The organism is Streptomyces sp. NPDC053560 (genome assembly GCF_044544605.1).
Lineage (GTDB): Bacteria > Actinomycetota > Actinomycetes > Streptomycetales > Streptomycetaceae > Streptomyces.
Map to the genome: position 1 here is coordinate 1 of NZ_JBITXI010000023.1, position 13,054 is coordinate 13,054.

Sequence of the window (13,054 nt, forward strand, 5' to 3'; positions counted from 1 at the left end):
TCGATGAGGCGGGCGCGCTGGGCGATGATGCGGGCGCCGTCTTCCAGTGTGAGGGCGCCGCAGACGACGGCGGCGGCGATTTCGCCCTGGGAGTGGCCGATGACGGCGTCGGGGGTGAGGCCGAGGGATTTCCATACTTCGGCGAGGGAGATCATGACGGCGAAGCAGGCGGGTTGGACGACGTCCTCGCGTTCCAGGGAGGGTGCGTCGTGGGTCTGTCGGATGAGGTCGGTGAGTTTCCAGTCCAGGTGTTGGGCGAGCAGTGCCTCGCAGCGTGCCATGGTGGTGGCGAAGACGGGGGATTCGTCCAGGAGCTGGGCGGCCATGCCGGCCCATTGGGTGCCTTGTCCGGGGAAGAGGAACACCGTTCGGGGGGCCCCAGCGGTCACTCCGGTCAGTGGTGCTTGTCCTGCTGCTACGGCTTCCAGGCCGGTCCGAAGTGCCGCGCTGTCCTCGGCGAGGATCACGGCTCGGTGTTCGAAGACCGAGCGGGACACGGCCGTGGAGTAGCCGAGGTCCAGCAGTCGGGTGGTGTCATCGATGTGGTCGATGAGTCGGTGTGCCTGATCGCGCAGGGCGGCGCTGTTTCGTGCGGAGACGACGACAGGGACCGGGGTCAAGGCATGTACGGTCGCCGGCCGGTCCTTCCGGACCGGGTCCGGTGCCTGCTCCAGTACCACGTGCGCGTTCGTCCCGCCCATTCCGAACGAGGAGACGCCGGCGAGGCGCGGTGCGGCGGTCGTGGGCTGTCCCTCGCTGCCCGGCCACGGTTCCAGGGCCGTCGGCACCCGCAGGTTGAGCTGTTCCAGGGGGATGGCAGGGTTGGGCGTCTCGTGGTTCAGGGTGGGCGGCAGAACCCCCTCGCGGACGCACAGGGCCGCCTTGAGCAGGCCGACGATGCCCGCAGCCCCTTCCAGATGCCCGATGTTGGTCTTGACCGAGCCCACTGGCAGCGGGCTGCCCTGCGGCCGCGCCGCGCCGAGGACCGCGCCCAGCGCGGCCGCCTCGATGGGGTCGCCGACCGGAGTGCCTGTGCCGTGGAGTTCGACGTAACCGATGTGGTGCAGGCGTTCGGCATCGATGCCGGCGTTGGCGTACGCCGAACGCAGTACGGCCTCCTGCGCCTCGCGGTGGGGGGCGGTGAGCCCATCACCCCCACCGTCGTTGTTGGCGGCGGCGCCGCGGATGACGCAGTGGACGCGGTCACCGTCGGCCAGCGCGTGCTTCAGCGGTTTGAGGACCAGGCAGGCGCCGCCCTCTCCCCGGACGTACCCGTTGGCGCGGGCGTCGAAGGTGTAGGAGTGGCCGTCGGGGGACAGGGCCCCCATCAGCTCCATGCCGCGCGTGCTGTGCTCGGAGAGGACCAGGCTCACTCCGCCCACGAGGGCGAGGCCGGTCTCGCCACGGCGCAGGCTCTCGCAGGCCAGGTGGACCGCGACCAGCGACGAGGACTGCGCGGAGTCCACGGCCAGGCTGGGACCGCGCAACCGCAGGAGGTAGGAGAGGCGGTTGGCGGTCATGCCGCGGTTCAGGCCGGTCGCGGTGTGGCCGTTCAGTGCGGTGCCGGAGCGGTGGAGAAGGGCCGCGTAGTCGTCGGCCGCGACCCCGACGAAGACGCCGGTATCGGTGCCCGCCAAGGTGTCCGGCACGATGCCGGCGTGCTCCAGTGCGGTCCAGCCCAACTCCAGCATCAGCCGCTGTTGCGGGTCGGCCGCGGCGGCCTGACGCGGGGACATGCCGAAGAAGGCGGCGTCAAAATCCGTGGCGTTCCCCAGGGCGCCGAGCCGGCTGCCGTCGGGCTGCTGTGCGACGGCGCTGCGGCCCGAGGTCAGCAGCTCCCAGAATTCATCGACACCAGGCGCTCCCGGGACCCGGCAGGACATGCCGACAATGGCAATGTCACCGGTCTGCTGCGCACCATTATTCGGGGCCATGAAATCTCCAGGTCGACACGAATGCGACTGACATGCAAAGGGTCAGCGGGGGATGACTTCTCGGGAATTCTGGAACTGGGGCGGGAGGCGGAAGGCTCTGCCTTCGGAATTCAGATTCCCGGACACATGGGTAAGAACGGCGGGTCGAGCCGCCCCTTTCGCCGGCCTCCCCATGGGATCAGCCACGGCACGCCCCGCGATAAGCTTGTACGAGGTAATCCCAGCTGCCCACGGATGAACGGTGCCTCATGCTGAACAGAGTCGTGCACGCACTCGCCTGCCCCCACTGCGGTGCCGCGCTCGCCCAACGGGACCGTGCCCTGCTCTGCGCTGATGGACATAACTTCGACATCGCGAAGCAGGGTTATGTGAACCTGCTGTCGGGCGCGACGAAGCTCAGTGCGGACACCAGGGAAATGGTGGAGGCGCGCGCCGGATTCCTGGCATCCGGGCACTACGCCCCCATTTCCGAGGCGCTGGTCGAGCTGGCACGCCGTACGAGCGATCCGGCGCTGTCCGGCTGTGTCGTCGATATCGGCGGTGGCACCGGTTACTACCACGCGCGGGTGATGGACGCCTTTCCGGACGCCGTGGGAGTCCTGCTCGACATTTCGAAGTTCGCAGCCCGGCACGCGGCCAGGACGCATCCGCGGATCGATGCCGCGGTGGCCGATGCGTGGCAGGGGCTGCCCCTCCAGGACGGCGCCGCTTCCCTGGTGCTGAACACCTTCGCACCGCGTAACGGCCCGGAGCTGCGGCGGATCCTGGCGCCCGGCGGAGTCCTGCTCGTCGTCACCGCCCGCCCAGGCCATCTCCAGGAGCTGATCGATGCGCTCGGCCTGCTGAGCGTGGACGACCGCAAGGAGTCGAGGCTGACCGAACAGCTCGCCCCGTACTTCACGGTTGCCGAGACCGAGCAGCTGACGCGGACGATGACGCTCGACCACCAGGCGCTGGCCCAGCTGGTCGCCATGGGCCCCAACGCCTGGCACCACGACGCTCAGGACGTCCAGGAGCGGGTCCGGAAGCTGCCGGAATCCTGCCCCGTCACGCTGTCCGTCACGCTGACCGCCTACCGGCCGCTGCCGTAGCCGCGCACTGCGCCGACGGCCCGCCGCCACTCGCCAAGGGAGGGGGCGGCGGCCGGCCGGCCGGGGCCCCGGCTGAGAGGCCCCGGCCAACACGGTGCTCAACCGACTGTCACCCCCGACGCCTGTGCCCAGTCCTCCAGGACGTCACAGGCGTTCTCCACACCGCGCTCCTGCGCGACCAGCCGGCCCAGCCGCTGGGCCCGTGCGGCCATCCCCGGGTCGTTGACCGCCTGGCGGACACTGGCTGCCAGCGCTTCGCGGTCGAAGCCGATGAAGGGCACAGGCCGTGCGGCCACCCCCAGCTTGGACAGCCGCGCGGCCCAGAACGGGTGGTCGGCGAAGACCGGGCAGATCACCTGCGGCACCCCGGCGCGCACCACCTGCGCCATGGTGCCGACACCGCCGTGGTGGATGACCGCGGCCATCTTCGGGAACACCCCGGCGTAGTCCACGTCATGGAGCCGGAAGACATCATCGGGCAGATCGCCGTCCGGTCCGTCGACCATCACCAGCCGGCGCCCGGCACTGCGGGCCGCGTTGATCGCGAACTCCATTGCGCGGTCCTGGTCGTGGAGCGACCAGGTGCTGCCGAAGGTCAGGGCAACCGGGGCCGGGCCGTCGTCGAGGAAGGCCTGGAAGTCGGCCGGCGGCTGCCACTCCTGGTCCCAGTACCAGAATCCGGTGACATGGGCCCGCTGCGGCCAGTCGGCAGGCTTGGGCAGCACGCTGGGGCTGAACGGGTACAGGTACGGGCGTTCGTGGCCCAGGCGCGGGAACGGTGACGTGCGGCCGAACGGCGGCAGGCCCATGCGCGTGCGGTAGCCGTCGATCTCGGGCCGGCGCCAGGCCCACTCGTCACGGGCCGCCTGCCAGTGGGAGTAGCGGTTGTAGAGCGGCGTCAGCGGGCCCATCCGGCGCTGGTGGGACTCCACGGCCGGGAAGGACCAGGTGGGGGAGTTGGGCCACCAGCATACGGATGCCCACGGCGCGGGCGGGTGCCCGTAGGCCGCGGCCAGGGTCAGCGGCGCGTTGACGATGAAGTCGGCTCCCTGGGCCGCTTCGTGGACCGCGTCGACGACGACCTGGTCGTATCCTTCGGGCCCCTTGGGCAGCTTCTTGAGCAGGTCCTTCATCAGCGGACTGCGCCGCAGCGAGTCCCTGACCTCGGGCATGCTGAAGAACACGTCGGGTTCGCCCGGGGTGACCTTGTACTCGAGCCCGGCCCGCTCCACCAGCTTCTGCAGGGAGGCGGGCGCGGCGAGCGTTACCTTGTGGCCGCGCTCACGCAGTCCGATGCCCAGCGCGATGAAGGGCTGTACGTCGCCGCGCGAGCCGATGGCCAGCAGCGTTACGCGCACGGCACCGTCCCCCTGACCCCCGTTGTGTTGTGCATACTCATTCCGCTCCGCCCGAGGACACCGCCACCAGCGTGTCGAAGTCGCGCGGGATCCACGGGGGAATGCCGCCCTCGGAGTTGGTGCCCTTCTCGATGAAGGCGAGGTTGTGGTAGACGTGCAGGCCTGCCACGTTGCGGTCGGCGTAGCTGGGCCGGTGGCCCGAGGTGGCCGGCCGCTCCTCGTGCTGGATGGAGTCGATCAGCGACTTCACCAGACCGAGGCTCGTGGCGCTGTCCTGGCGGGGATCCTCGTTGCCGCCGAAGCCGGGCCAGTAGGCGGTCCACAGGTCCTCGATGACGTAGAGACCACCGGGGCGCACATGCGGGAACAGTGCTTGGAACGAGGTCCGGACGTGTTCGTTGATGTGGCTGCCGTCATCGATGACGATGTCGAACGGACCGTACTCCTTGGCGATCGACGCCAGGTACTCCGGGTCGTTCTGGTCGCCCTGGAGGGTGGTGATGCGCGGTGCGTCGAAGTGGGACTTGTCGACGATGTCCAGGCCGTAGATCTCACCGCGGTGGAAGAAGTGCTTCCACATGCGCAGGGAGCCGCCGCCCCACTCGGGGTGCTTGTAGCCGCCGATGCCGATCTCCAGGACGCGCACCTGCTCGTTGCGGTAGTCGCGGAAGTGGCGGTCGTAGTGCGGGGTGAACCAGTGCAGCGAGCCCCACTTGGGCGTCATGTAGCGCGAGGCCAGCTCGCTGAGCTCGGGCTTGCGGGAGTGGCAGCCCGCGAGCACGGTCTCGGTGCCCTGCTGGGCGGCCAGGAAATGGGTGCCGATGTGCTCGGCGCCGGAGTTGGCGTCACTCTCGCTCCCGGTGTCGTCGCCCGAGGCCTCGGCGACGTACGGGAACAGCGTGGTGCCGCGCACGCCGGCTCCGCGCTCCCGTGCCGGTCCAAACAACTCCCTTACCAGTTCGCCCAGTTCGTATTCGACACGCATGGCGATGAATGCCTCGTCCCGGTCGGCCGGGCGCACCGGCCCGCCCTTGGCGACGTACAGGTAGTGCGACTCGGGCGGGGTGCTGCCGGTGTGGACGGCGAGCTCCACGAGAACCGGAGCGTCGTTGACCGGGGCCGGGCAGCGCGAGGTGATCTCGTCCAGCAGTACCCGGGTGATGTCGGCCGGGCTGTGCCGGGCGACGAGGTCCTTCAGTGCGGCGTCATGCCCGCCGGCTGCCCCGATGATGTCGCGGAGCAGCGCTGTCTCGACTGATGTAGCCACGAGTTGCCTTCCAGGGTTACCGAGTGGTCTGGTGCTGGTGACGGCGGTACCAGCGAATGGTTTCTTCGAGGCCCGCCCGCAGCGTGCGGGGTTCAAAATCGATGACCTCGAACATCCTGGAGAGGTCCAGGCGGCGGCCGGCGATGCCCACCGGGCGGCTGGGAACGGTGCGGATGCGCTCGGGCCGGTCCAGTACGTCGGTCACCATCCTGGCCAGGCCCAGGATGCTGGTCTCCTCGGTGGTGCCGATGTTCAGCACCCGGTGCTTGCCGGTTTCGACCATGCGCAGCGAGGCCCGCACCAGATCGGCGACGTGCACGAAGGACCGGGTCTGGCTGCCGTCGCCCCAGATCTCGATCTCCTCGCCGGCCTCGGCCTTGGCCAGCATACTGGGGATCACCCGGCCCCGGGACGTGTCGAAACTGTCGCGAGGACCGTAGACATTGGCCGGCCGCACCAGGAAGACATTGGTCCCGAACTGCTTGTGGTGCAGGCCGGACAGGATCTCCGCATAGGTCTTGGACAGAACATAGCCGTTGTCGGTGTACCGCATGTGGGCGCGGTAGTCGTCGTCCTCGCTGGTCGCCGAGGTCAGCGGCCCGCAGTACACCTCCGACGAACTCATGACGACGACTTCGTCCACTGCGAAGTCCCGCACGCAGTTCAGCAGGTTGGAGGTGGTGCGCTGGTTGCTGTCGAGGATCTCCGCGGAGTGCTCGTGCTTGAACTGGGCATTGCCGTCCAGCCCCGCACAGTGCACCACGGTGTCGATGGACGGTGCCAGGTACTTGAACGCGGCCCGGGTCTCCTCCGCGACACGTAGGTCGACCGCGACGAAACGGATCCGTTCCGATCCGGGCAGGTCTGCCAACTCCGACCTGGTGTCGGGGTGGTCACCACGATGCAGGGCCAGTACCGTGGCGCCGCGCGCGGTGAGCTGTTCGACGAAGTGCGAGCCGATGAATCCCAGCGCGCCCGTCACGAGAGCCGTACGGCCGGCCCACCGATCGCCCGTCACCCGGCCTCCCGCTGCTGCTCAGAGGGTGCCGTGCCGGTCGTACCGGTGAGGAGTACGGCCTGCACCGGGCACAGGTCCGCGGCCTGGCGGACCTGCTGCCACAGGGCCTGGGCGGGCTCGGGGTCGCTCGCCCGGCTCAGTCCCTCGTCGTCCTGCTCGAACACCTCGGGCGCCGCCAGTTCACACTGGCCGGCTCCGATGCACCGGTCCTCGTCCACTGCCACGCGCATGTGCGTACTTTCTGTGTAGGTCCCCACTCGGCCGGCCGCTCTGCGGCACAGCCGGACATCACGTGCTGGTCATCACGTGCCGGTCACCACTCGACAGGCAGCTCGTGCAGTCCGAAGATCGTTGCGTCGGGCTTGACGCGCAGCGCCTCGACGTCGGTGGCCAGCCGCAGGGTCGGGATACGGCGGATGACGGCGCCGAGGGTGACCTCCAGCTCCATCCTGGCCAGGTTCTGCCCCAGGCACTGGTGCGGGCCGTAGCCGAAGGCGACGTGGTGGCGGGCCGATCGGTGGATGTCGAAGGTGTCGGGGGAGGGGAACGCGTCCTCGTCACGGTTGCCGGAACCGAGCGAGACGATCAGGCCGTCCCCGGCCCGGATCGTCATGCCGCCCAGTTCGATGTCGGCGGTGGCCGCGCGGCGCATCCCGTCAGCGATGGAAAGGTAGCGCAGCAGCTCGTCGATGGTCTGCGGCAACAGATCCTCGTCGGCGCGCACTTCGGCAAGCGTATCCGGATGCTGAAGCAGCGTCAGGATCCCCAGCGCGGCCATGCTGGCACTGGTCTCGTGGCCCGCCGCCAGCAACAGCACGGCGTTGTCGACCACTTCGTTGTGCTGGATTTCACCGGGGACCAGCCGGTTGACGATGAGCCCGCTGAGCAGGTCGTCTCCCGGCGTCTTGGTCTTTGCGGTGACCAACGCGTCGAGGTAGTCCCGGAGTTCGAGCAGCGCGGTGAGCGACTCGCCGTCCCCGGTCATGCGGGTGGCGGTCTCACTGCGTTCCTGGAAGAACTCCCGGTCCTCGTACGGGACGCCGAGCAGCGCGCAGATCACCAGCGTGGACATCGGCAGCGCCAGTTCGGCCACCAGGTCCGCCGGCGCCGGTCCGGCGAGGAGCTTGTCGATCAGGTCGTCCACGAGTCGTTCGACGCCTGGTCGCATCGTTTTGACCCGGCGCACGCTGAACTCGGAGATCAGCATGCGCCGCAACGTGTTGTGCTCGGGCGGGTCCATCGTCAGCAGCGAGCGGAAGCCTTCGCCGTCGCTGTCGGTCGGGGACAGCCGGGGCAGGGCGGCCGGATTGATGGTGACGCGGGAATCCGCGAGAAGTGCCCGCACATGTTCGTGCTTGGTGATGAGCCAGGTTCGCGAACCGTCCCAGACCTGTGCCCGGGCAATGGGTTCGGAGTTCCTCAACTCGGCGTATTTGGACGGAATTTGAAACGGGCAGGTGCGGGCCATCGGCCATGCAGTTCCTGCCTGAGCCGACGTTAAGCCGGATCTGGCCGAAGCGCTCAAGACTTCCCCCTGTTCATCGTCGGACCTTGGTTATCGGACCGCCGTTGTGAAGAACAGGCAAGCACAGCGGTGATCAGGGCGCAACGTTCATTCTCCGCCACGTGACGGAGGTCACAACTCCGGTAACAAGTCACTGGTGAAGGTGGGTGAGTGGGTGATTCATTGCCCACTTCGGTCTTGTGCGTCCCGGCCAACTCCCTGTAGGTTCCCCCATGATCGACGATCGACAGATCCGGTGAGCAGTCAGACGCTTTTTCCGCCCGGGCTCCCGCAATCCAAACGTTGTGACACAAGCGACGATCGTCGGAAATCCAGCCGTAACCCACCCGTTTTCCGGACGCCTCGGGCTCGGGCAGTGCTGTCTATGGGGGAGAATTTGATGACCACCACTTCTCGTGACGCGACCCTGTATCTTGACCTTCTCAAGAAGGCTGTCGCGAACACGATTTACGAGGACCCTTCCCACGTCGCCGGCTTTATCACCGACACCGCCTATGTGGCGGAGGCGCGCGAGTCCGGCGAGGACTTCCCGGTCGTGGCGCACACCATGATCGGCCTCAAGCGGCTGGACAACCTTCACCACTGTCTGGAGTCCGTCATCCGTGACGCCGTCCCCGGCGACTTCGCGGAGACCGGCGTCTGGCGCGGGGGCGCCTGCATCTTCGCCCGCGGCGTGTTCCGGGCGCACGGTGTGCAGGACCGTACGGTCTGGGTCTGCGACTCGTTCCAGGGTTTCCCCCGGACGCTCGAAGACGACCATCAGCTGGACAAGGACATCGACCTCGAGCAGTACAACAAGGTGCTCGACATCCCGACCGAAATGGCCACGGTCCAGCAGAACTTCGAACGCTACGGACTTCTGGACGGACAGGTCCGCTTCCTGCCCGGCTGGTTCAAGGACACCATGCCCACCGCGCCCATCGAGCGGCTCGCGGTACTGCGGCTCGACGGCGACTCGTACGCCGCCACCACCGATGTCCTGAACCATCTGTACTCCAAGGTGTCCGTAGGCGGTTACCTCATCGTCGACGACTACTGCATTCCGGCGTGCCGGCAGGCGGTGCACGACTTCCGCGACCGGCACGGCATCACCGAGGAGATCCATCAGATCGACCGGCAGGGGGCGTACTGGCGGCGCTCAGCCTGACCCGGCCGCCGCCGGCAGGGCATCACACGGACGAGGGAGGGACGGAGCGCGATGCGCCCACTCGGCATTGAGGGGGCCTGGGTGCTGGATCCCGTCATTCACACCGACCACCGAGGCCAGTTCCACGAGTGGTTCCAGGGGGAGCGGTTCCAGCAGGCCACCGGGCATCAACTGCCCCTGGCACAGGCGAATATCGCGGTGTCCCGGCGTGGCGCACTGCGCGGGATCCACTTCGCCGAGGTCCCGCCCGGCCAGGCCAAGTACAGCGCATGTGTGCGCGGGGCGGGCCTCGAAGTGATCGTGGACATCCGTACCGGCTCGCCGACTTACGGCCGCTGGGAGGCGGTCCCGGTGGACGACCGCCGGCACACCGCCGTCTACGTCTCGGCCGGGCTGGGCCGGGCCTTCCTCGCCCTCACCGACCACACCACCCTCATGTACCTGTGCTCCTCCGGATACAACCCCGGCCGCGAGCACGCCATCAACCCGCTGGACCCGGACCTGGCGATCGACTGGCCGGCGGACATCGAACCACTGCTCTCCGACAAGGACGCAGCCGCCCCCGGTCTCGCGGAAGCGGGGCGGCTCGGCCTGCTCCCGTCCTACCGGTCATGGCAAGAGCACCACGCGTCACCGCACGGCGCGTAGCTCCGTCCGCGGCGCCACCGCCGCGGGCGCCGGAGAAAGGGAACGCACCACACGGGTGCCGGCCGGCGCCCCGGCGCTCCTCAGGACCGCGTCGTGGTCCCGGAGGCAGTCGGCCTCGTCGTGGGGCTGGAGCCAGGACGAGGTCCACTGAGACCCGGCGGCCCGAGTCACCCCTCAGCCCAGAACGCCACGGAGGACCCACCGTGAACGACACCCCGTCGGAGCGCTTAGTGACCCGTCGGCCCATGAAGGGCATCATCCTCGCCGGCGGCAGCGCCACCCGGCTCCGCCCGCTGACCGGCGCACTGTCCAAGCAGCTGCTGCCGGTCTACGACAAGCCCATGATCTACTACCCGCTGTCGGTTCTCATGCTGGCCGGCATCCGGGACATCCTCATCATCTCCTCCCACCAGCACATGGACATGTTCAAGGCGATGCTGGGCGACGGCTCCCGCGTCGGCCTGGACTTCGACTACGCGGTCCAGGACCGGCCGCGCGGCATCGCCGAGGCGTTCCGCATCGGCGACAAGCACATCGGCGACGACCAGGTCGCCCTCGTCCTGGGCGACAACGTCTTCCACGGCCCCGGCTTCTCCACCGTCCTCCACCACAGCATCCAGCGCCTGGACGGCTGCGAGCTGTTCGGCTACCCCGTCAACGCCCCCGAGCAGTACGGCGTCGCCACCATCGACACACAAGGGCGCCTGCTGTCCCTGGAGGAGAAGCCGCAGCGTCCCCCCTCCAACCTCGCCGTCACCGGTCTGTATTTCTACGACAACGACGTCGTCGAGCTGGCCGGAGACCTTGAGCCGTCCGCCCGCGGCGAGCTGGAGATCACCGACATCAACCGCGCCTACCTGGAGCAGGGCCGGGCCCGGCTCACCGAACTGGGCCGCGGCTTCGCCTGGCTGGACATGGGCACGCACGACTCCCTCCTCCAGGCCGGCCAGTACGTCCAGCTCCTGGAACAGAGACAGGGCGAACGCATCGCCTGCATCGAGGAGATCGCCCTGCGCATGGGGTTCATCGATGCCGACACCTGCTACCGGCTCGGCCAGGAGCTGACCGCCTCCAGCTACGGCGCTTATCTCATGGACGTGGCTTCGCGTTTCGCCACCAGCCAGGCCGGCTGACCGCCCCCGGCCCACCGGTACCGCATGGAGCACCGCGGTCCACCACGACAGACCCACCACCAGACACACAGAAAGGCGGTCGACGGATGCGCGTCCTGGCGACCGGGGCAGCCGGGTTCATCGGCTCACACTTCGTCAGAAGCCTGCTGACGGGTACGTATCCAGCGCTGGCCGGCGCCCACGTGCGAGTTCTCGACAAGCTCACCTACGCCGGAAACCGCGACAACCTCGCACCGGTCGCCGATCACCCACGCCTGGAGTTCCGGCACGGTGACATCTGCGACCCGGCCACCGTCGCCGAGGCGATGCGCGGCACCGACCTGGTGGTGCACTTCGCTGCCGAGTCCCATGTCGACCGCTCCATCAGCGACGCCGCCGCCTTCGTCACCACCAACGTGCTCGGCACCCATCGCCTTCTCCAGGCCGCCGCCGACGCCGGCGTCGAACGCTTCGTCCACGTCTCCACGGACGAGGTGTACGGCTCGATCAGCGAGGGAGCCTGGCCCGAGGACCACCCCCTGGCCCCCAATTCGCCCTACGCCGCGTCCAAGGCATCCTCCGACCTCCTGGCCCTGGCCTTCCACCGCACCCACGGCCTCGACGTGCGGGTGACCCGCTGCTCCAACAACTACGGGCCCTTCCAGCACCCCGAGAAGGTCATCCCGCTGTTCGTCACCAACCTCCTCCAGGGACGCCGACTGCCCCTGTACGGGGACGGCCTCAACTGCCGTGACTGGTTGCACGTGGACGACCACTGCCACGGCATCGCCCTGGTCGCCGACCGCGGCCGGGCCGGCGAGGTCTACAACATAGGCGGCGGCACCGAGCTGTCCAACGTCGACCTCACCAAACGCCTGCTCGCCACCGTGGGCGCCGACTGGTCCGTCGTCGACCACACCGCCGACCGTGCCGGGCACGACCGCCGCTACTGCGTGGACACCCGGAAGATCACCGAAGAGCTGGGCTGGGCACCCCGCACCGACTTCGACCGCGGCCTGGCCGACACCGTCGCCTGGTACCGCGACCGTGCCGACTGGTGGCAGCGCTTGAAAGTCTGACGCCGCCATCGTCGCCGGATCCCGGCGAAGCCTGTGCTCCTGAACATCTCCTCACGGAAGGACTCCACACGACCGTGACTGCCCCGACCGCCACAGGTGATCTCTGGCTGCGCCGCTACCGGCAGGTCGCCGACCCGGCCGTCCGGCTGGTCTGCTTCCCGCACGCCGGTGGCAGCGCCAGCGCCTACCTCCCCTTCACCCGGATGCTTCCGGACTTCGTGGAGGTCCTGGCCGTCCAGTACCCCGGCCGTCAGGACCGCCGTCAGGAGCCCTTCCTGGAGTCCGTCGACGCTCTGGTGGACCACGTCCTGCCGGTCCTGGAGCCCTGGCTCGACCGCCCGCTGGCACTCTTCGGCCACAGCCTCGGCTCGCTGCTCGCCTACGAGACGGCCCGCCGCCTCGACCTGCGCGGCGACGCCCCCGCCCACCTCTTCGTCTCCGGACGAGTCGGCCCGACCGTCCCCCGTGAGATCACCGCACACCTCCTCAGCGACGACCGGCTGATCGCCAGGATGGCCGAGCTGCAGGGCACCGACCCGCGGGTGCTGGCCGACGAGGAGCTGCTCCGCCTGGCCCTGCCCACCATCCGCAACGACTACCGGGTCGCCGCCTCCTACAGCTGGCGCCCCGGCCCGCGGCTCGGCTGTCCGCTCACCGTCCTCACCGCTCTGGACGATCCCCACGTGCCCGCCGACGGTGCCCGCGCCTGGCACCAGCAGACCAGCGGCCCCACAGCATTCCACTCATGGCCGGGCGGTCACTTCTACCTCAATGAGCACACCACGGCCGTGTGCCGGGCGATCGAAGATGCCCTGCGGCCGCTCGCCGCGCCACCGCAGCCCGCTCCGCCGTCCGCCACAGAATGAGAGAGCCCC

General features: G+C 68.8%; 12 protein-coding genes. 6 read left to right on the plus strand and 6 right to left on the minus strand.

Going from position 1 to position 13,054, the window contains the following annotated elements; genetic code table 11:
- On the minus strand, positions 1–1,934 hold a 1,934-nt coding region (locus tag ACIGQF_RS36795), incomplete at its 3' end, for a type I polyketide synthase (RefSeq protein ID WP_399719908.1).
- A 248-nt stretch (positions 1,935–2,182) separates the two neighbouring features.
- Between ACIGQF_RS36795 and ACIGQF_RS36800 the strand changes: the two genes are divergently transcribed.
- The gene (locus ACIGQF_RS36800) at positions 2,183–3,025 is read left to right on the plus strand and encodes a putative RNA methyltransferase (protein WP_399719911.1); all 843 of its coding nucleotides are present in this window, start codon (positions 2,183–2,185) and stop codon (positions 3,023–3,025) included.
- A gap of 98 nt (positions 3,026–3,123) precedes the next feature.
- On the opposite strand, the gene ACIGQF_RS36805 is transcribed toward ACIGQF_RS36800, so the two are convergent.
- The 5 genes from ACIGQF_RS36805 to ACIGQF_RS36825 all read right to left on the minus strand — a co-directional run bounded on the left by ACIGQF_RS36805 (position 3,124) and on the right by ACIGQF_RS36825 (position 8,136).
- The gene (locus ACIGQF_RS36805; RefSeq protein ID WP_399719913.1) at positions 3,124–4,383 is read right to left on the minus strand and encodes a glycosyltransferase; all 1,260 of its coding nucleotides are present in this window, start codon (positions 4,381–4,383) and stop codon (positions 3,124–3,126) included.
- Positions 4,384–4,420: 37 nt separating this feature from the next.
- On the minus strand, positions 4,421–5,650 hold the full coding sequence (locus ACIGQF_RS36810; protein ID WP_399719916.1) for a hypothetical protein: 1,230 nt from the start codon (positions 5,648–5,650) through the stop codon (positions 4,421–4,423).
- 16 nt (positions 5,651–5,666) lie between these two features.
- Complete coding sequence (locus ACIGQF_RS36815; RefSeq protein ID WP_399719918.1) at positions 5,667–6,668, minus strand: NAD-dependent epimerase/dehydratase family protein; 1,002 nt, start codon at positions 6,666–6,668, stop codon at positions 5,667–5,669.
- On the minus strand, positions 6,665–6,898 hold the full coding sequence (locus tag ACIGQF_RS36820) for a ferredoxin (RefSeq protein WP_399719921.1): 234 nt from the start codon (positions 6,896–6,898) through the stop codon (positions 6,665–6,667). Before ACIGQF_RS36820 ends, ACIGQF_RS36815 begins: the two co-directional genes overlap by 4 nt.
- 83 nt (positions 6,899–6,981) lie before the next feature.
- Positions 6,982–8,136: a cytochrome P450 gene (locus tag ACIGQF_RS36825; RefSeq protein WP_399719923.1), complete on the minus strand. Its 1,155-nt coding sequence runs from the start codon at positions 8,134–8,136 to the stop codon at positions 6,982–6,984.
- A 436-nt stretch (positions 8,137–8,572) separates the two neighbouring features.
- Between ACIGQF_RS36825 and ACIGQF_RS36830 the strand changes: the two genes are divergently transcribed.
- The 5 genes from ACIGQF_RS36830 to ACIGQF_RS36850 all read left to right on the plus strand — a co-directional run bounded on the left by ACIGQF_RS36830 (position 8,573) and on the right by ACIGQF_RS36850 (position 13,045).
- Positions 8,573–9,340 (plus strand): TylF/MycF/NovP-related O-methyltransferase, encoded by a 768-nt coding sequence (locus ACIGQF_RS36830; RefSeq protein ID WP_399719925.1) that lies wholly within the window; start codon positions 8,573–8,575, stop codon positions 9,338–9,340.
- Between the two features lie 51 nt (positions 9,341–9,391).
- Positions 9,392–9,988 carry a dTDP-4-dehydrorhamnose 3,5-epimerase family protein gene (locus ACIGQF_RS36835; RefSeq protein WP_399719928.1) on the plus strand — a complete coding sequence of 199 codons (597 nt, stop codon included), beginning with the start codon at positions 9,392–9,394 and terminating at the stop codon, positions 9,986–9,988.
- Between the two features lie 245 nt (positions 9,989–10,233).
- Positions 10,234–11,121 (plus strand): glucose-1-phosphate thymidylyltransferase RfbA, encoded by an 888-nt coding sequence (gene rfbA, locus ACIGQF_RS36840; protein WP_399719930.1) that lies wholly within the window; start codon positions 10,234–10,236, stop codon positions 11,119–11,121.
- An 86-nt stretch (positions 11,122–11,207) separates the two neighbouring features.
- Positions 11,208–12,179 (plus strand): dTDP-glucose 4,6-dehydratase, encoded by a 972-nt coding sequence (gene rfbB / locus ACIGQF_RS36845; RefSeq protein ID WP_399719933.1) that lies wholly within the window; start codon positions 11,208–11,210, stop codon positions 12,177–12,179.
- Between the two features lie 74 nt (positions 12,180–12,253).
- On the plus strand, positions 12,254–13,045 hold the full coding sequence (locus ACIGQF_RS36850; RefSeq protein ID WP_399719936.1) for a thioesterase II family protein: 792 nt from the start codon (positions 12,254–12,256) through the stop codon (positions 13,043–13,045).
- The last annotated feature ends 9 nt before the right edge of the window (positions 13,046–13,054 follow it).

Coding starts and splice junctions, on each gene's coding strand:
- ACIGQF_RS36825 (WP_399719923.1), bottom strand. CDS start 8,136: ATGGCCCGCACCTGCCCGTTTCAAATTCCGTCCAAATACGCCGAGTTG.
- ACIGQF_RS36835 (WP_399719928.1), top strand. CDS start 9,392: ATGCGCCCACTCGGCATTGAGGGGGCCTGGGTGCTGGATCCCGTCATT.
- rfbA (WP_399719930.1), top strand. CDS start 10,234: ATGAAGGGCATCATCCTCGCCGGCGGCAGCGCCACCCGGCTCCGCCCG.
- ACIGQF_RS36820 (WP_399719921.1), bottom strand. CDS start 6,898: ATGCGCGTGGCAGTGGACGAGGACCGGTGCATCGGAGCCGGCCAGTGT.
- rfbB (WP_399719933.1), top strand. CDS start 11,208: ATGCGCGTCCTGGCGACCGGGGCAGCCGGGTTCATCGGCTCACACTTC.
- ACIGQF_RS36830 (WP_399719925.1), top strand. CDS start 8,573: ATGACCACCACTTCTCGTGACGCGACCCTGTATCTTGACCTTCTCAAG.
- ACIGQF_RS36800 (WP_399719911.1), top strand. CDS start 2,183: ATGCTGAACAGAGTCGTGCACGCACTCGCCTGCCCCCACTGCGGTGCC.